At 69.8% G+C, this 17452-nt stretch carries 11 protein-coding genes; 5 read left to right on the forward strand and 6 right to left on the reverse strand.

Going from position 1 to position 17452, the window contains the following annotated elements; translation table 11 throughout:
* Positions 1-160 precede the first annotated feature (160 nt).
* Together mgtA and OG904_RS05050 are read left to right on the forward strand one after the other, a co-directional pair.
* Positions 161-2881, forward strand: a complete 2721-nt coding sequence (gene mgtA, locus OG904_RS05045; RefSeq protein WP_405487790.1) for a magnesium-translocating P-type ATPase — start codon at positions 161-163, stop codon at positions 2879-2881.
* A 28-nt stretch (positions 2882-2909) separates the two neighbouring features.
* Positions 2910-3641, forward strand: a complete 732-nt coding sequence (locus OG904_RS05050) for an MgtC/SapB family protein (protein ID WP_405487792.1) — start codon at positions 2910-2912, stop codon at positions 3639-3641.
* Here OG904_RS05050 and OG904_RS05055 read toward each other — a convergent pair.
* The 5 genes from OG904_RS05055 to OG904_RS05075 form a co-directional block, all read right to left on the reverse strand.
* Positions 3634-4563 carry a carbohydrate ABC transporter permease gene (locus OG904_RS05055; RefSeq protein WP_405487794.1) on the reverse strand — a complete coding sequence of 310 codons (930 nt, stop codon included), beginning with the start codon at positions 4561-4563 and terminating at the stop codon, positions 3634-3636. The two genes, OG904_RS05050 and OG904_RS05055, sit on opposite strands and share 8 nt — an antisense overlap.
* A 12-nt stretch (positions 4564-4575) precedes the next feature.
* Complete coding sequence (locus OG904_RS05060) at positions 4576-5520, reverse strand: carbohydrate ABC transporter permease (protein ID WP_405487796.1); 945 nt, start codon at positions 5518-5520, stop codon at positions 4576-4578.
* A 44-nt stretch (positions 5521-5564) separates the two neighbouring features.
* Positions 5565-7016: an N-acetylglucosamine/diacetylchitobiose ABC transporter substrate-binding protein gene (gene ngcE / locus OG904_RS05065; RefSeq protein WP_405487798.1), complete on the reverse strand. Its 1452-nt coding sequence runs from the start codon at positions 7014-7016 to the stop codon at positions 5565-5567.
* A gap of 305 nt (positions 7017-7321) precedes the next feature.
* Positions 7322-10036: an aconitate hydratase AcnA gene (gene acnA / locus OG904_RS05070; protein WP_328301375.1), complete on the reverse strand. Its 2715-nt coding sequence runs from the start codon at positions 10034-10036 to the stop codon at positions 7322-7324.
* Between the two features lie 154 nt (positions 10037-10190).
* On the reverse strand, positions 10191-11276 hold the full coding sequence (locus tag OG904_RS05075; RefSeq protein ID WP_405487801.1) for a LacI family DNA-binding transcriptional regulator: 1086 nt from the start codon (positions 11274-11276) through the stop codon (positions 10191-10193).
* 296 nt (positions 11277-11572) lie between these two features.
* On the opposite strand from OG904_RS05075, the gene OG904_RS05080 reads away from it, so the two are divergent.
* The 3 genes from OG904_RS05080 (at position 11573) to OG904_RS05090 (ending at position 16382) form a co-directional block, all read left to right on the forward strand.
* Positions 11573-13345 carry an amidohydrolase gene (locus tag OG904_RS05080; RefSeq protein ID WP_405487803.1) on the forward strand — a complete coding sequence of 591 codons (1773 nt, stop codon included), beginning with the start codon at positions 11573-11575 and terminating at the stop codon, positions 13343-13345.
* A 319-nt stretch (positions 13346-13664) separates the two neighbouring features.
* Positions 13665-15194, forward strand: coding sequence for a UDP-N-acetylglucosamine 1-carboxyvinyltransferase (locus OG904_RS05085; RefSeq protein WP_243331486.1), 1530 nt, complete (start codon positions 13665-13667; stop codon positions 15192-15194).
* Between the two features lie 384 nt (positions 15195-15578).
* Positions 15579-16382: a hypothetical protein gene (locus OG904_RS05090; RefSeq protein WP_405487805.1), complete on the forward strand. Its 804-nt coding sequence runs from the start codon at positions 15579-15581 to the stop codon at positions 16380-16382.
* 57 nt (positions 16383-16439) lie between these two features.
* Here the strand turns inward: OG904_RS05090 and OG904_RS05095 are convergent, their stop codons facing one another.
* Positions 16440-17042, reverse strand: coding sequence for an ADP-ribosyltransferase (locus tag OG904_RS05095; RefSeq protein WP_405487807.1), 603 nt, complete (start codon positions 17040-17042; stop codon positions 16440-16442).
* Positions 17043-17452 lie beyond the last annotated feature (410 nt).

Raw genomic sequence — 17452 nt, forward strand, 5'->3', positions numbered from 1 at the left:
CAACCCCTTCCGCACGCCCTGACACTTCGGTCGGGCGCGCGTCATCCATGCCCATCGGCGTACCCCGCGGCCGTACGTGCCGTCCCGCGCCGACCCATGATCACTCCACGTGACCGCGCGGCTTCGCGCTGCCCGGACGCCGTGGAGGGAGGTTTTCGTCATGACCATGCTCACCCCCCGTACCCCCACGAAGCTCGCACCGCCGGGCCGGGCCCGCCGCGAGCGCAAGGCCGCCGAGCTGGAGGCCCGCACCCGGACCGTCGGCGAGCGGCTCGCCGGGATCAGTGCCCGCGCGGGCGTCCAGGTCCTCCAGGACGTGGACGCCTCCCGCAACGGGCTCACCCACGCCGAGGCCGCGCTGCGCCTGGAGCGGCACGGCGCCAACGTCATCGCCCAGGAGCGCGCCCCGCGCTGGTACGTCCAGCTGGCGAAGGCGTACTGGAACCCCTTCATCGCGGTCCTGGTCTTCCTGGCCGCCGTCATGTACTGGCAGGAGCCCGGCGACCCGGGCGTCATCATCCTCTCGGTGATGGTCGGGATCAGCGGCCTGCTCCGCTTCTGGCAGGAGTACCGCTCGGGCCGCGCCGCCGACGCGCTCAAGCAGCTCGTCACCACCACCTGCGCGGTGCAGCGCCGGGCAGGCAGCGGCTCGGGGGCCACCACCTTCGAGATCCCGATGGACCAGGTGGTCCCGGGCGACGTGGTCAAGCTCGCCGCCGGCGACCTGATCCCGGCCGACCTGCGGCTGATCACCGCCAAGGACCTGATGGTCAGCCAGGCCGCCCTGTCCGGCGAGTCCCTGCCGGTCGCCAAGGCCGACACCCGGACGGACGACCTCGGCCAGTTCGAGACCACCGACCCCGTCGAGGCCGACAACATCTGCCTGATGGGCACCTCGGTGACCTCCGGCACCGCCACCGGAGTCGTCGTCGCCACGGGCGCCGGCACCTACTTCGGCTCGATGGCCGGCTCCCTGGTCGGCGAGCGCCCCGAGACCAACTTCGACACCGGCGTGCGCAAGGTCAGCTTCCTGCTGATCCGCTTCATGCTGGTGATGGTCCCCGTCGTCTTCATGATCAACGGCTTCACCAAGGGCGACTGGGAAGCCGCCTTCCTCCTCGGCATCGCCGTGGCCGTGGGCCTGACCCCCGAGATGCTCCCGATGGTGGTCTCCGCCAACCTGGCGCGGGGCGCGGTGGCCATGTCCAAGCGCAAGGTGGTCGTCAAGCGGCTCAACGCGATCCAGAACCTGGGCGCGATGGACGTGCTCTGCACGGACAAGACCGGCACCCTCACCGAGGACCGGATCGTCCTGGACCGCTACCTGGACGTGCACGGCGACGACGACAACGAGGTCCTGGAGTACGGCTACCTCAACTCGCACTTCCAGACCGGTCTGAAGAACCTGATGGACCAGGCGGTCATCGACCGCGTGGACGAGGCCGAGGAGGTTGTCGTCGACGCACGGTTCTCGATGGTCGACGAGATCCCCTTCGACTTCGCCCGGCGCCGGATGTCCGTGGTCCTCAACCGCAACGGCATCGTGGGCGGCCCCGGCCGCTCCGAGCACGTCATGATCACCAAGGGTGCCGTGGAGGAAGTCCTCGGCCTGTGCACCCACATGACGGACCGTGGGCAGCGGGTGGAGCTCACCGAGCAGCTGCGGTGGCACGTCAGCCGCATCGCGGAGGACAACAACCGCAAGGGGCTGCGCGTCCTCGCCGTGGCCACCCGCACGATCGCGGCACCGCGCGACACCTACACGGTCGCCGACGAGGACCAGCTGACCCTGGTCGGCTTCCTCGCCTTCCTCGACCCGCCGAAGGCCGACGCCGCCCGGGCCCTGCAGGGCCTCGCGGACAAGGGCATCGCGGTGAAGGTGGTGACCGGCGACAACGAGCTCGTCGCCGCCCGGGTCTGCGCCGACGTCGGCCTCACCGTCGGCCACGTGGTCGGCGGCACCGAGATCGACGCCCTCGACGACGCGGCACTGCGCGAGCTGGCCGCCCGTACGACGGTGTTCGCCAAGGTCAACCCGGTCCAGAAGGCCCGTATCGTGCGGGCCCTGCAGGCCGACGGACACACGGTCGGCTTCCTCGGGGACGGCATCAACGACGCGGCGGCACTGCGCGACGCGGACGTCGGCATCTCGGTCGACACCGCCGTCGACATCGCCAAGGAGTCCGCCGACATCATCCTGCTGGAGAAGGACCTGACCGTCCTGGAGCAGGGCGTGATCCAGGGCCGGACCACCTTCGGCAACACGATCAAGTACATCAAGATGACGGCCAGCTCCAACTTCGGCAACGTCTTCTCGGTGCTGGTGGCGAGCGCCTTCATCCCCTTCCAGCCGATGCTCGCGATCATGCTGCTGGTCCAGAACCTGGTCTACGACATCGCCCAGCTGGCCACGCCGTGGGACCGGATGGACGAGGAGTACCTGCGCAAGCCCCGCAACTGGGACGCCAAGGGCATCGGCCGCTTCATGCTCTGCATCGGCCCGATCAGCTCGATCTTCGACATCGCGATGTTCGTCGTCATGTGGAACGTCTTCGCGGCCAACACCGAGGCGAACCAGGCGCTCTTCCAGTCCGGCTGGTTCATCGAGGGCCTGCTCTCGCAGACCCTGATCGTCCACATGATCCGTACGCGCAAGATCCCCTTCATCCAGTCCCGGGCCTCCTGGCCGGTGATGGTGATGACCGTCCTCGCGGTGCTGACCGGGCTCTTCCTGCCCTTCTCGCCGCTGGCCGCCTCGCTGGGCTTCGTGCCCCTGCCGGCGAGCTACTTCCCGTGGCTGATCGGCGTGCTGCTCGCGTACTGCACGCTCACGCAGCTGCTGAAGACCGTGTACATCCGCAAGTTCGGCACCTGGCTCTGAGAGCCGCCGGAAAGAAGGGAGCGGGCCGATGATGCCCACCGAATGGGTGATGGCCGGGCACCTGGCCGCGGCGCTCGGATTCGGGGCGGCGATCGGCCTGGAACGGCAGTGGCGGGCCCGGATGGCGGGCCTGCGGACCAACGCCCTGGTGGCGGGCGGCGCCGCGCTCTTCGTACTGCTCTCGCAGTACGGGTTCATGAGCGAGGTCTCGGAGGTCGGGTACGACGGCTCGCGGGTCGCCGCCCAGATCGTCTCGGGGATCGGCTTCCTCGGCGCGGGCGTGATCATGCGCGACGGGCTGAGCGTCCGGGGCCTGAACACGGCGGCCACCCTGTGGTGTTCGGCGGCGGTGGGCTGCCTCGCCGGCACCGGGATGTTCCTCCTGGCGGCCTTCGGCACGGCGGGCGTGGTGGGGGCCAACCTCCTGCTGCGCCCGCTGGGCCGGCGCATGGACCGCGAACCGGGGGGCGGGGCCGAAGTGGCCACCGACTTCCACTTCGAGGCCGTGTGCCTGGAGTCGGAGGAGGCCCACATCCGCCACCGGCTGGTCGACGCGCTGGGCCGGCCGGGCTACCAGCTGCGCTCGATCCGCAGCCAGGACGGCCCGGAGGCCGGCCTGGTGACGGTGTCCGCGCTGCTGACCGCCGAGGGCGAGGGGGGCCGGATGCTCGAGGCAGCCGTCAGCAACCTCTCTCTCGACCCCTCCGTCTCGGCGGTCAGCTGGTCGGTGGTCCCCGACCCCTCCGCTTCCGCTACTTGAGCGTCGCGGAGGTCAGGCCGGCCTGGATCTGCCGCTGGAAGGACAGGTAGACCACCAGCATCGGGATCATCGCGATGGTCACGCCGGCGAACAGCACCGGCAGGTCCGTCTCGTAGCCCATCTGGTACTGCAACTGGATCAGGCCCTGGGTGAGCATGTAGCGCTCGGGGTCCGATCCCGTCTGTGGCTGCATCAGCACCGACGGCAGGATGTACTGGTTCCACTGCCCCAGGACATTGAATATCCCGACGCTGATCAGGCCGGGCTTGGCCATCGGCAGCATCACCTGGAAGAAGATCCGGGTGTGCGAGGCGCCGTCGATCACCGCGGCCTCGTGCACGGCCGTCGGCAGCGTCCGGAAGAACGAGTGCATGAAGAAGACGGTGAACGGCATCGAGTACGCCACGTACACCAGGACCAGCCCCTGGTACGTGTTGAGCATGTCCAGCCGCTTCACCATGAAGAACAGCGGGACCAGCGCCAGGAAGACCGGGAACATGGCCCCGCTGACGAAGAAGTAGTAGATCGCCCGGTTGCCCCGGAAGGGGTAGCGGGCCAGGACGTACGCGGCCATCGAGCCGAGCAGCATCGTCAGCGGAACCGAGAACACCATCACGATCAGCGTGTTGGCGAAATAGCTCCCGATGCCCTTGTTCCAGGCGCGCGGGAAGGCGTCGAAGTGCCAGTTGGCCGGCCAGCTCAGGGCCGATTCACCGATCTGCACGTCGGTCTTGAACGAGCCGAGCACCAGCCAGATCAGCGGCAGGACGATCAGTATCCCCCACACGGCGAGGAAGCCGTGCGAGAAGACGTTGAGGACCATGCCGTCGGAACCGCTCTTGCGCTTCCCTCCGGGCTGCCCGGTGGCGGTGGCGCGCTTCTCGGCTGCCGCCTCGCCCGGTGCTTTGATCACTGTGGTCATCGTGGTCTCCCGCTAGAACTCGACGTGCTCGCGGCGAGTGGCCCGCAGCGTGATGGCGGAGAGGATCAGGGTGAGGACGAGCATCACGACCCCCATGGCGCAGGCGTAGCCGGCCTTGCCGAAGTAGAGGAAGTTACGCATCAGCACCGTCGCCATGACCTCGCTGTGGTGGTCCGGTCCGCCGCCGAACTGGCCCGAGGTCATGGTCGACACGAGGACGAACATGTCCATCGCGGCGATGCCCAGATAGACCGCGGAGGTCTGCACAGAATCCCACAGCAGGGGCAGCGTGACCTTGAAGAAGGTCTGGGCGCGCCCCGCGCCGTCGAGGAGTGCGGCTTCGTAGATGTCCCTGGGGACCGACTGCATGGCGGCCGAGAAGAGGACGAGGTAGAAGCCGACCCCGTGCCAGACGACCACGAGCAGCAGGCACCAGAGGACGAAATTGGGCTCGTTGAGCCATTCGATGGGGTGGGCCGGGTCGACCAGGCCCAGTTTGGTGAGGAATCCATTCAGCAGCCCTCCCTCGTCGCTGCGGTACACGGCTCCGAAGAGCACCGCGAGGATCGCGAGGGAGAGGACCTGCGGGAAGAAGTAGATCACCTTGTAGAGGGCGGAACCCGCCACCCCCTGGACTCCGCCGGCCCCGCTGCGCCCACCGGCGTTCAGCATGAAGGCGAAGAACAGGGAGATCAGGATGGTGACCGTCGGGACGAACACCAGGAGCAGCAGGTTGTGCAGCAGCGCGCCGCGGAAGACCTCGTCCTTCAGCAGGGCCGAGTAGTTGTCCAGCCCGACGAAGTCGAAAGTCGGTGACTGACCCGTCCAGTTGGTGAAGGAATAGCCGAACGTCTGAATGTACGGCCAGATGACAAAGGTCAGGTACAACGCGAGGGGCAGGATGAGGAAGCCGGCGATGAAGCCGCCCCGCCCCTTGCTGTTCACTACATGGCTCATGGTGTCCGTCCCTGGTGTTTCCGGGTGACCGGTGGACGCTGTTGTCAGCTGCGCTTGTTGTTCTTGGCGTTCGGGTCCTTGGTCGCCTTGTCTACCGCAGCCTGGGCCCGCTTGATCCATTCCTTGGGCTGGATGCGCTTGGCCATCAGCTCATTGGACGCGTTCTCGAGCTCCGTGCCCATCGCGCTGTACCAGTCCGCGTAGCGGTAGTTGAAGGTATTGTCCCCGGCCGCCTTGAGCGCCGCCACGGCCGACTGGGTGCCCGGGCGGAGCTTGACCGCCGGGTCGACGCCGTCCTTGAGGACGGTGAGGGAGTTGGCCTGCTGCGCGAAGAGGGTCGACCATTCGCGCGACAGCATCGAGCGGAGGAACTCCAGGCCGCCGGCCTTGTTGGCGGCCTTCTCCGGGACGATGAAGGGCTCGCCGGCACCGGCGCGGATGGCCTCGAAGGGCAGCTTGCTCCCGGGCAGCACCGGCATCGGCAGGAACTGCATGTCGAAGTCTTCCGGGGTCTGCTTGAGCTGCTCGTTCTCCAGCCAGGAGCCGGAGGTGATGAAGGCGGCCTTGCCCTGGTTCCACTGGGTCTGGGACTCGGTGTGCGTCAGGCCGTTGGTGCCCGGCATCAGCAGGTCCTTCTCGACGATCTCGTAGATCGCCTCGACGGCCTCCAGCGCCACCGGGTTGTCCGCGAAGGCGTTCGGCTCCAGGTTGTCGATCGCCTTCATGGCATCCAGGCCGCCCTTCTTGGCGATCAGGTCCATGATGGCGACGTTGATGTAGTACGGGTACTTGCCCTGGTGGGCCAGGCCGCCGATGCCGGCCGCCTTGGCCTTCTGACAGATGTCCATGAACTCGGGCCAGGTCTTCGGCGGGGTCCAGCCCTTCTCCTTGAAGAGCTTGCCCGAGTACCACAGGCCCCAGACGGTGTAGACGTACTGCAGGGCGACGAACTTGCCGCCGATCATGCCGCCTTCGACGGTCCCGGGCATCAGCGTGTCGCGGACCTTCTTGCTCGGGTCGTCGAGCGACGGGGCGTCGAGCACCGCGGTGAGGTCGGCCAGCTGGTTGCCGGTGGCGAGCACGTCCAGCTTGATCTGCTGGGCGCCGGAGTCGTCGACGACGTCCGGCGGGTTGCCGCCGTTGAAGCGCGGCTGCAGCTTCGAGGTGATCTCCTGGGTGGAGAGGTGGGAGGAAGCGGTGCCCCACTTCTTGTCGAACGCCGCCTCCCAGGCCTTGGCGTAGTCGTCGCCGTAGCCGCCCTTGAAGACGACCACGTCGAGCTTGCTGCCCTTGGAGACGCCGAACGGGTTTTCCTTGGTGACGGCCGTCTTCGCCTCGTTGCCCTTGGTCGTCTCGTCGGAGCCGGAGGCGCACGCGGACAGGAAGCTCATCGTCGGTACGGCGATCAGGCCGAGTGCCGCGGAGCGCTTGATCAGGTCCCGGCGGCCGAAGCCCTCGCCGTTGCTGTTCTCGCCGTGGGCGGAGGTGGATCCCATGCTCAAGTCCTCGCCTTCGTCAGGAGTGTGAGGGAGGAAGGAAAGTGCGACTGCTGCCGCCCAGCGGACATCACCGCAGGTCCCCGCCGTCCCCCCGTCCGGGGCCGCTCGTTTCGCGGTGATCCGGACGGGCACAGGTATAGTCCACTTCCGCTCCTGTGAGCAAGATCATGTACCGGTATGGGCCCCGGCTTTTCCGAGTTGAGACCTCACCGTCACCTGACCTGGACCGTCGGAGCCGCCCGCAGAAACGGAAGGGCCGTACCCCCTTAACGGAGGTACGGCCCTTTGGTGCCGGTATGTGCTTAGCCGCGGATGAGGTTGCGGAGCACGTACTGCATGATTCCGCCGTTGCGGTAGTAGTCCGCCTCACCCGGGGTGTCGATGCGGACGACCGCGTCGAACTCCACGCCGGTGTCGGTGGTGACCTTGACCGTGCGCGGGGTGGTGCCGTTGTTCAGCTCCTCAACGCCGGTGAAGGAGAAGGTCTCCTCGCCGGTGAGGCCCAGGGAGGCCGCCGTGACGCCCTCGGGGTACTGCAGGGGCAGGACGCCCATGCCGATCAGGTTGGAGCGGTGGATGCGCTCGTAGGACTCCGCGATGACGGCCTTGACGCCGAGCAGCGCGGTGCCCTTGGCCGCCCAGTCGCGGGACGAGCCCGAGCCGTACTCCTTGCCCGCCAGGATCACCAGCGGGATGCCGGCGGCCTGGTAGTTCTGCGAGGCGTCGTAGATGAAGGCGACCGGGGAGCCCTCGACGGTGAAGTCGCGGGTGAAGCCGCCCTCGGTGCCCGCCGCGATCTGGTTGCGGAGGCGAATGTTGGCGAACGTACCGCGGATCATGACCTCGTGGTTGCCGCGGCGGGAACCGTACGAGTTGAAGTCGCGGCGCTCGACGCCGTGCTCCGTGAGGTACTTGCCGGCCGGGGTGTCGGCCTTGATCGCACCGGCCGGGGAGATGTGGTCGGTGGTGACCGAGTCGCCCAGCTTCGCCAGGACGCGCGCGCCGGCGATGTCGGAGACCGGGGTGGTCTCCATCGTCATGCCCTCGAAGTAAGGGGGCTTGCGCACGTAGGTGGACTGCGGGTCCCACTCGAAGGTGTTGCCGGTCGGGATCGGCAGCGCCTGCCACTGGGCGTCGCCCGCGAAGACGTCCTGGTAGGACTTGTTGAACATGTCCTCGCCGATCGCGTTCGCGACGACGTCGTTGACCTCGGCCTCGGTGGGCCAGATGTCCGCGAGGAAGACCGGCTTGCCGTCGGAGTCGGTGGCGATGGCGTCCCGGGTGATGTCCACCTTCATGGAGCCCGCGATGGCGTACGCGACGACCAGCGGCGGGGAGGCCAGGTAGTTCATCTTGACGTCGGGGTTGATGCGGCCCTCGAAGTTGCGGTTGCCCGAGAGCACCGAGGTGACCGCGAGGTCGGCCTCGTTGATCGCCTTCGAGATCTCCTCCTCCAGCGGACCGGAGTTGCCGATGCAGGTGGTGCAGCCGTACCCGACGAGGTTGAAGCCCATCTTGTCGAGGTACGGGGTCAGACCGGCCTTGTCGAAGTAGTCGGTGACGACCTTCGAGCCCGGGGCCAGGGTGGTCTTGACCCACGGCTTGCGGGCGAGGCCCTTCTCGACGGCCTTCTTCGCCACGAGCGCCGCGGCGACCATGACGTAGGGGTTCGAGGTGTTGGTGCACGAGGTGATCGCGGCGACGGTGACGGCGCCGTGGTCGATCTCGAAGGAGGTGCCGTCGGCCAGGGTCACCGGGGTGGGCTTGGTGGGCACGCCGTTGGCGGACGCCGGGGCGTCGGACGCCGGGAAGGACTCCTTGCCGGCCTCCTCGTCGTCGCTGACGTAGTTGCGCACGTCCTGGGCGAACTGCTGCGAGGCGTTCGCGAGGATGATGCGGTCCTGCGGGCGCTTCGGGCCGGCGATGGAGGGAACGACCGTGGAGAGGTCGAGCTCCAGCTTCTCGGAGAAGTCCGGCTCGGCGGCCGGGTCCAGCCACAGGCCCTGGGCCTTGGCGTACGCCTCGACGAGGGCGACCTGCTGGGCGTCGCGGCCGGTGAGGCGCAGGTACTTCAGCGTCTCGTCGTCGATCGGGAAGATCGCGGCGGTGGAGCCGAACTCCGGCGACATGTTGCCGATGGTGGCGCGGTTCGCCAGCGAGGTCGCGGAGACGCCCTGACCGTAGAACTCGACGAACTTGCCGACGACGCCGTGCTTGCGCAGCATCTCGGTGATCGTCAGCACGAGGTCGGTGGCGGTGGTGCCGGCCGGCAGCTCGCCGGTCAGCTTGAAGCCGACGACGCGCGGGATCAGCATGGAGACCGGCTGGCCGAGCATCGCGGCCTCGGCCTCGATGCCGCCGACGCCCCAGCCCAGCACGCCCAGGCCGTTGACCATGGTGGTGTGCGAGTCGGTGCCGACGAGGGTGTCGGGGTACGCCTGGCCGTTACGGACCATGACCGTGCGGGCCAGGTGCTCGATGTTGACCTGGTGGACGATGCCGGTGCCCGGGGGGACGACCTTGAACTCGTCGAAGGCGGTCTGGCCCCAGCGCAGGAACTGGTAGCGCTCCTTGTTGCGGCCGTACTCCAGCTCGACGTTCTGCGCGAACGCCTCGTGGGTGCCGAACTTGTCGGCGATGACGGAGTGGTCGATGACCAGCTCGGCCGGCGCCAGCGGGTTGATCTTGGAGGCGTCGCCGCCGAGGGCCTTCACGGCCTCGCGCATCGTGGCGAGGTCCACGACGCAGGGGACGCCGGTGAAGTCCTGCATGATCACGCGGGCCGGCGTGAACTGGATCTCCTCGCTGGGCTGGGCCTGCGAGTCCCAGTTGCCGAGCGACCGGATGTGGTCGGCGGTGATGTTCGCGCCGTCCTCGGTACGGAGCAGGTTCTCCAGCAGGACCTTCAGGCTGTAGGGAAGGCGGGCGGAGCCCTCGACCTTGTCCAGCTTGAAGATCTCGTACGACTCGTCGCCCACCTGCAGCGTGCTGCGGGCGTCGAAGCTGTTCGCCGACACGACAGTCTCCTTCATGCATGAATTCGCGCGTATTACCGCAATCCTGCCGCGTGGCACTCTGGCCAATCCGCTAAGGTGAGGCTAAGTTAGGTAACCCTTACCAGCGGGACGGCTGCGGAACGCCTTGGGCAGATATCTCGATGTCGAGATAACTCTAGTACATGCGGGAGGGCCGGGACGAGGCACGCACCCTCAGCCCCGCCGGTACGGTCAGCTGACCAGGTGATTCCGCATGTCCGGATTCGACGAGCTTGACCAGCACGGAGACCGCCGTGGCGGCGATCAGGTCCGGATCGAAGGTGACGGTGGTCACGGAGGGTTCGTTCTCGGCGTAGGCCGGGTCCTCGCTGGCGCACACCAGCAGCAGGCCCTCCCGGCCCCCCACCGCCCCCGGCACGGGGATCCCGTGGCGCGCGGCCGCGGCGAGCACCTGCATGCCCCCCGGGTCGTACACGCAGTACACGGCGTCGGGCCGGTCCGGGCCGGCGAAGGCCGGGTCGAAGGCGTGCCCGGCGGCGTCACCCGGGTCGAAGGGGACCACGCGCACGGCCCGACCGCGCTCCGCGCACCAGTGTTCGTAGGCGGAGGTGACGGCCCCGGTGTAGTGCTCCCCGCCGTACCCCGAATGCAGGGCGATCCGCCGGGCGCCGGATTCCGCGAGGTGGTCCAGCACCAGGCGGGTGGTGGCCTCGTGGTCGTTGTCCACCCACACGTCCTGCGGCCGGGGGTCGTGCGGGCGCCCGTCGAAGACCACGGGCAGTCCGCGCGCCCGCAGCGCGCGCAGCACCGGATCGTCGGCCGGACTGTCGAGCAGCAGCATCCCGTCCACCGCGAGCTGGTGCCACAGCGGTTCGGCGCCCCGGTCGGCGGGCAGCGTGGTCAGGGCGTAACCGTGCGCGTGCGCGGCCGAGGTGGCGGCCGTGAGCAGCCGGGAGAAGTAGGCGATCCTCGCGAAGTCCCAGGCGAACCCGGCGTACGTGGTCACAGCGACCCCGAGGCTGCGGTTGTGCGGGCCGCGCCGGGCTCCGTAGCCGAGGGACCCGGCCACCTCGCGCACCCGGCGGCGGGTCGACTCGCCGAGCCGGCCGGTGCCGTTGAGCGCGTGCGAGACGGTCGCCGTGGAGACCTCGGCGGCGCGCGCGATGTCGGCGAGGGTCGGGCCGGGCACGGGGGCGGGGGCCGGCATGGGGGTGGGGGTGGGGGTGGGGACGGGCGTGGGGGTGGGATCGGGCGCTGGCACGCCGTCATCGTACGGATTTCGTCGCCGGAGGCGGCTTCTGGTTAAGCCCTTAATCAAACAGCGTCCTGGCCACACCAACGTTTGGAGTGGGCATGCAGTCTTCTTCCTCCCCCCTGTCTCCCTCGTCTCCCTCATCTCCCTCGTCTCCCCTGTCCCGCCGGGGACTCCTCGCCGCCGCCGGGGCCGCCGGGGCGGCCGGCCTGCTGGGGGCGGGGCCCGCCGCGGCCGACCCCGCTGCCCCTTCCGCCCTCTCCGCACCCTCCGCACCTTCCCGCGGGCGGGGTTCGGCCGCCCTGGTGGTGCGCAACGCCTCGGTGTTCACCGGGACCGGCGGCCGGGGACGGGTGGAGGCCGTCGCGGTCGGCCGGGACGGAAAGATCCTGGCCACCGGGACCGACGCGGCGCTGCGCCGGTACGCGGGCCGGGACACCGAGGTGGTCGACGCCGGCGGCAGCACGGTGATGAGCGGCATCCACGACGGCCACGTCCACCCGCTCGGCGCCGGCGAGCGCTCGCTGAACCCGTCCCTGGACGGCGCGGAGACCACCCCGGAGGAGCTCCGGGGGATCCTGACCGGCTTCCTCGCCGACACCGGCGGCGCCGGCGCCGAACCCGACCGCTGGCTGGTGGTGGAGGACTGGAATCCGGTCGGCCTGCTCCCCGTGGGCACCAACCCGCACCACTCGATGCTGGACCCGCTCCCCACCCGGCGGCCGGTCGTCCTGGTCGGCGGCGACGGGCACAACCTGTGGGCCAACCAGCGCGCCCTGGACATCGCCGGGATCACGGCGGCCACCCCCGACCCGGTCGGCGGCAAGGTGGTCAAGGGCGCCGACGGACGGCCGACGGGCGTGCTCAAGGACGACGCCCAGGCACTGGTGAAGCGGCTGGTGCCCGAGCCCACGCGGGCCGAACTGGTCGCGGCGTGCGCCGGGGTGCTGGGGCTGGCCGCCGCGTCCGGGGTCACCACGATGATGGACGCCCTGGTGGGACCGCACGAGCTGGAGCTGTACCAGGCGCTCTCGGCGGCGGGGAAGCTGCCGCAGCGGATCGTGCCGGCGATCCGGCTGGACGCGGAGCAGGCCAAGGACCCGGCGGGCTCGCTGGCGTACGCGCGGGGACTGCGGCGGGAGTTCGAGGGGGTGCGGGGGCTCCGGTTCGGGATGATCAAGGTGTTCCTGGACGGGGTCATCGAGTACCCGGCGCAGACGGCCGCCCTCCTGGAGCCGTACCTCGACGGGAACGGCAGGCCGACCGCGAACCGGGGCGAGCTCTACACCTCGGCGGCGGACTACGGCCGGCTCAGCGCCGCCTTCAACCGGGCGGGCTGGCAGATGCACGCCCACGGACTCGGGGACCGGGCGGTGCGCACCGCTCTGGACGGATACGCGTACGCCAGGCGGGTGACGGGGCAGCGGGACGCCCGCAACGCGGTGGCGCACCTGCAGCTCGTGGACCCCGCGGACCTGCGGCGCTTCGCGCAGCTGGGGGTCGCGGCGTGCATGCAGCTCCAGTGGGCGGCGCGGGACACCTGGACGATGGAGGCCCTGCTCCCCTACATCGGGCCCGGGCGGCACCGGTGGATGTACCCGGCGCGCAGCCTGGAGAAGGCGGGCGCGCGGCTGACCGGGGGCTCCGACTGGCCCGTGGACCCCCTCCAGGTGTGGAACCAGCTGCGGACGGCGATCGACCGGCGGGGCGCCTCCGGGGAGGGGGAGCTGTACCGGGAGCTCGAGGGGCTGAGCCGGGATTCGGTGCTCCGCATGCACACCTCGGGGACGGCGTGGCAGCTGCGCCAGGAGGAGCTGACCGGCACGGTGGAGCCGGGCAAGGCGGCGGACCTGGTGGTGCTCGACCGGGACGTGACGCGCTGTCCGGTGGCCGACATCAGCGGGACGGGCGTACGGATGACCCTGGTCGGCGGCCGTGTGGTGCACGACGCGGATTCGGCGTCGGGCCGGGCGGCTTCGGCGCGGGTGGCCCGCGCCGCGGCGGCGGGCCCGCGCCCGGCCTCGTACGCGGCTGTCCACGGCGGCGGCACGGGCCGTCACCACGCCTGCGGGCACTGAGGACACGGCGGGGGGGCACGGCGGGGGACGGCGGGGGGGGGGAGACACGCCGAGGGGCACGCCGGGGGGCCGCTGCGACCTGCTCGAGCGGCCCCCCGGCCGGCGGCCGGAACAACTGCCCGCCGTAGCCCGGGAGGAGCTTCTGTCCCTCTTTGTCCATGGAGGGGCGAAAACGACCCACTCCACCGTTCGGACGACCGGCCGCGCACCACTCACGCCCCGCCCCCACCATGGGACCTGACGACCGGTAACACCACCGCCACACCCATTCGCCGCACCGGGCGCGAGCCGCATCTCATATCTGAGATACGGTGCATCCATGGCAGACGACTACCTCGTACGCATCGGCAAGCTCATCCGTGACGCCAGGCAGCACCGCGGCTGGACGCAGAGTCAGCTCGCGGACGCACTCGGCACCAGCCAGAGCGCCGTGAACCGGATCGAGCGCGGCAACCAGAACATCAGCCTTGAGATGATCGCCCGCATCGGGGAAGCCCTCGACAGCGAGATCGTCTCACTCGGCTACGCCGGCCCGATGCACCTGCGCGTGGTCGGCGGCCGCCGCCTGTCCGGCGCGATCGACGTCAAGACGAGCAAGAACGCGTGCGTGGCGCTGCTCTGCGCCTCCCTGCTCAACAAGGGCCGTACGGTGCTCCGCCGGGTCGCCCGCATCGAGGAGGTCTACCGCCTCCTGGAGGTCCTGAACTCCATCGGCGTCCGCACCCGCTGGATCAACGACGGCGTCGACCTGGAACTCGTTCCGCCGGCCCGCCTCGACATGGACGCCATGGACGCGGACGCGGCCCGCCGCACCCGCAGCATCATCATGTTCCTGGGTCCCCTCCTGCACCGGATGGACCACTTCAAGCTGCCCTACGCGGGTGGCTGCGACCTCGGCACCCGCACCATCGAGCCGCACATGATCGCCCTGCGCCGCTTCGGCCTGGACATCACCGCGACCGAGGGCATCTACCACGCCCAGGTCGAGGCCGGGATCTCCCCGGACCGCCCGATCGTGCTGACCGAGCGCGGGGACACCGTCACCGAGAACGCGCTGCTGGCCGCCGCCCGGCACGACGGCACCACGGTCATCCGCAACGCCTCCTCCAACTACATGGTCCAGGACCTGTGCTTCTTCCTGGAGGCGCTCGGCGTCCGGGTCGACGGCGTCGGCACCACGACCCTGACGGTCCACGGCGTCCCGAACATCGACGTGGACGTGGACTACTCCCCCTCCGAGGACCCGGTCGAGGCGATGAGCCTGCTGGCCGCGGCCGTGGTCACCGAGTCCGAGCTCACCATCCGCCGGGTCCCGATCGAGTTCATGGAGATCGAGCTCGCGGTCCTGGAGGAGATGGGCCTCGACCACGACCGCTCCCCCGAGTACACCGCCGACAACGGCCGCACCCGCCTGGTGGACCTCACCGTCCGCCCGTCGAAGCTCGAAGCGCCGATCGACAAGATCCACCCGATGCCCTTCCCCGGGCTGAACATCGACAACGTCCCGTTCTTCGCCGCCATCGCGGCCGTGGCCCAGGGCCAGACCCTGATCCACGACTGGGTGTACGACAACCGGGCCATCTACCTGACGGACCTCAACCGCCTCGGCGGCCGCCTCCAACTCCTGGACCCGCACCGCGTCCTGGTCGAGGGCCCGACCCGCTGGCGCGCGGCGGAAATGATGTGCCCGCCTGCCCTCCGCCCGGCGGTGGTCGTCCTCCTGGCCATGATGGCGGCCGAGGGCACCTCGGTCCTGCGCAACGTCTACGTCATCAACCGCGGCTACGAGGAACTGGCGGAACGCCTCAACTCGGTGGGCGCCCAGATCGAGATCTTCCGCGACATCTAGGGATCGCGTGCAGCGAGTGACTGACGGCTGACCGGTCATCACCTCAGACGAGGCCCCGCCACCCCTTCACACGGGGTGACGGGGCCTCGGTCTTCAGAGCGCAGCGGGCAAGTACGAGGAGACGTTGTGAGCCGGTTGCCTGAGCGGCCCAGGTAAGGGCGTACGAAAGATCCGCGACGAACGGCCGGATCGGCACGCCGTCCCTGGTCGACGTGGGCCGTGGCCTCGGGATGCGGCAGGGCGAGGACTTCGCGTTCGTCCCGGACGGCATCGACTGGGACCGAACCGGCCGTGGCAGGAAGGGATTTCTGCGTACCGATCGGTACGGACTCCAATCGTCTGTACGCTCGCCGGGCCCGCCGCGCGCCGCCCGAAGGACCGCATGTGACCTACCCACCGCCGTACCCGCACCCCCACCCGCCCGTACGGCGCTGGTGGCAACACCCGGCGCTGATCATCACCCTGCTGATCGTCATCCCGCCCGCGGGCATCGCCCTCGCCTGGCTGGGGCAGTGGAACCGGACCGCGAAGATCATCGCGACCGTGGTGGCGGGTCTCTGGTTCCTGACGCCCTTCCTCACCGCGGACCCCCCGAAGAAGCCGGCGGACGACGCCAAGCCGCAGCCCGCCGTCACCCGTACCGTCACCGTCGAGGCCACGCCCCCGGCGAGCGCCTCGCCCACGCCCACACCGACGAAGAGCGCGGACCCCCTGATGCCCGCCGTCGTGGGCAAGTCCTTCGGGGAGGCGGAGAGGGCCGTCGAGGAGCTGGTCGACACCGAGCTCGCCGCGCTCAGCGCCTACGACGACGTGGAACTTCCCGCCGCCCATGCGGACTGGGTCGTCTGTTTCCAGGCTCCTGAGGGAGGCGTGAAGCTGGTTCCGAAGAGCGCGAACACGAGCGTGCACCTCGTCGCCCCCGGCACGGCGTGCCCGGCGGGGAAGAACACCGAGCTCCGCCCGAAGCCCGCGCCCGCTCCTCCGTCCACACCCACGCACGAAGGCGACGACTCCGGCGGATCCGGCGGATCCGGCGGATCCTCGTCCGGTGGGTCAAGTACGGGTGGCTCGGGTGCCGGCACGGTCACCCCGGGTGCGTTCTGCTCCACGCCCGGAACGACCGGCGTCGGCAAGAACGGCGTCGTCTACACCTGCAAGGGGCCCGACCCGGAACGCTGGCGTCGCTGACGCGGACCGCGCGACTCCCGGGCGCTGCCGCGGCCGGCGCTCCAGCGGGACGGGAAATCAACCCGGGTAGTTGGTGCGCCAGGGCTCGTAGTTCGGGTTGTCCACGCACTCGTCCATGATCTCGATCTTCTTCACCGTGTCGACCGGGCAGACCGCCACGATGAACGAGCGCGCGATGCCTCCGGGGAAGGCCACCTCGACCTGGCGGGCGTATTTGTGGGTGTCGCCGATGGTCTGGTTGACGTCGACGCCGCCCGGGGCGTCGACGTAGTAGTTCCAGCCGCTCTTCCAGGACTTGTACAGGTCGTGGTCATAGGTCGTGGAGACGTACGGGGAGGCCTGGTTGACCAGGACGTAGCTCTCGATGTCGTACTGGCCGTTCAGGGTGTCCCTGGGGAGGAAGCCCTCCTCGAAGACCACCGACGGCGGGCGGCCGTCCGAGCGGTAGAGCTGCTTGCAGTTGATCCGCCAGGACGGGGACGGGGTGATGCGCTCCACCTCCACGCGTTCGTCGGCAGCGGCGAAGAGGTGGTTCTGGACCCGGGGGCACGAGTTCGCAGGTGCGGCCGCGTGGGCGGAGGCGGAGGCCGGCGGCAGCAGGGCGGCGGCGAGGGCGGTCGCGAGCGCGGCGGCGCGACGGCGCAGGGCATGGGTGATCATGGGGCCACCCTGGCGTCCCGGCTCCACCCGCCGGGGCATCCTCACCCGTTGGTGAGCGTGTCGGCTCCCGCGGCGGCGCCGGGCCCGACTGCCCTGGATACAGGCGGAGTTGGTGGCGTAACGATCCTTCGGGCCTGGGCCGTTGTCGCCGGACCGGAGTGCGCTCCCAAGCTACGGCGGTCCGGCGGATCCGTGCCGGATGGGCTGGGGGGCATTCCCGCTCGTCGCACCCGGGACCCCCCGCCCGGCCCGGATCGGCGCCGCTCCGGTCAGGCGCGGCCGGCCCGGCTGGGGCAAGCACCCCGAGCGGGACGGCGACGGTGTCGGGTGTCGGCGCGGCGGCGATATTCGGCCGGATGCGGCGGCGGCCCTCGCTCCCGGCCGCCGCCCACCCGCAGAATCGCCCTGTC

Origin of the sequence: Streptomyces sp. NBC_00096 (genome assembly GCF_045041305.1) — a bacterium.
Taxonomy (GTDB): domain Bacteria; phylum Actinomycetota; class Actinomycetes; order Streptomycetales; family Streptomycetaceae; genus Streptomyces.

What these genes read in the sequence shown, in the direction of transcription:
- ngcE (WP_405487798.1), bottom strand. Translation starts at nt 7,016, where the DNA reads ATGGGATCCACCTCCGCCCACGGCGAGAACAGCAACGGCGAGGGCTTC.
- mgtA (WP_405487790.1), top strand. Translation starts at nt 161, where the DNA reads ATGACCATGCTCACCCCCCGTACCCCCACGAAGCTCGCACCGCCGGGC.
- OG904_RS05085 (WP_243331486.1), top strand. Translation starts at nt 13,665, where the DNA reads ATGGCAGACGACTACCTCGTACGCATCGGCAAGCTCATCCGTGACGCC.
- OG904_RS05060 (WP_405487796.1), bottom strand. Translation starts at nt 5,520, where the DNA reads ATGAGCCATGTAGTGAACAGCAAGGGGCGGGGCGGCTTCATCGCCGGC.
- OG904_RS05055 (WP_405487794.1), bottom strand. Translation starts at nt 4,563, where the DNA reads ATGACCACAGTGATCAAAGCACCGGGCGAGGCGGCAGCCGAGAAGCGC.
- OG904_RS05095 (WP_405487807.1), bottom strand. Translation starts at nt 17,042, where the DNA reads ATGATCACCCATGCCCTGCGCCGTCGCGCCGCCGCGCTCGCGACCGCC.
- OG904_RS05050 (WP_405487792.1), top strand. Translation starts at nt 2,910, where the DNA reads ATGATGCCCACCGAATGGGTGATGGCCGGGCACCTGGCCGCGGCGCTC.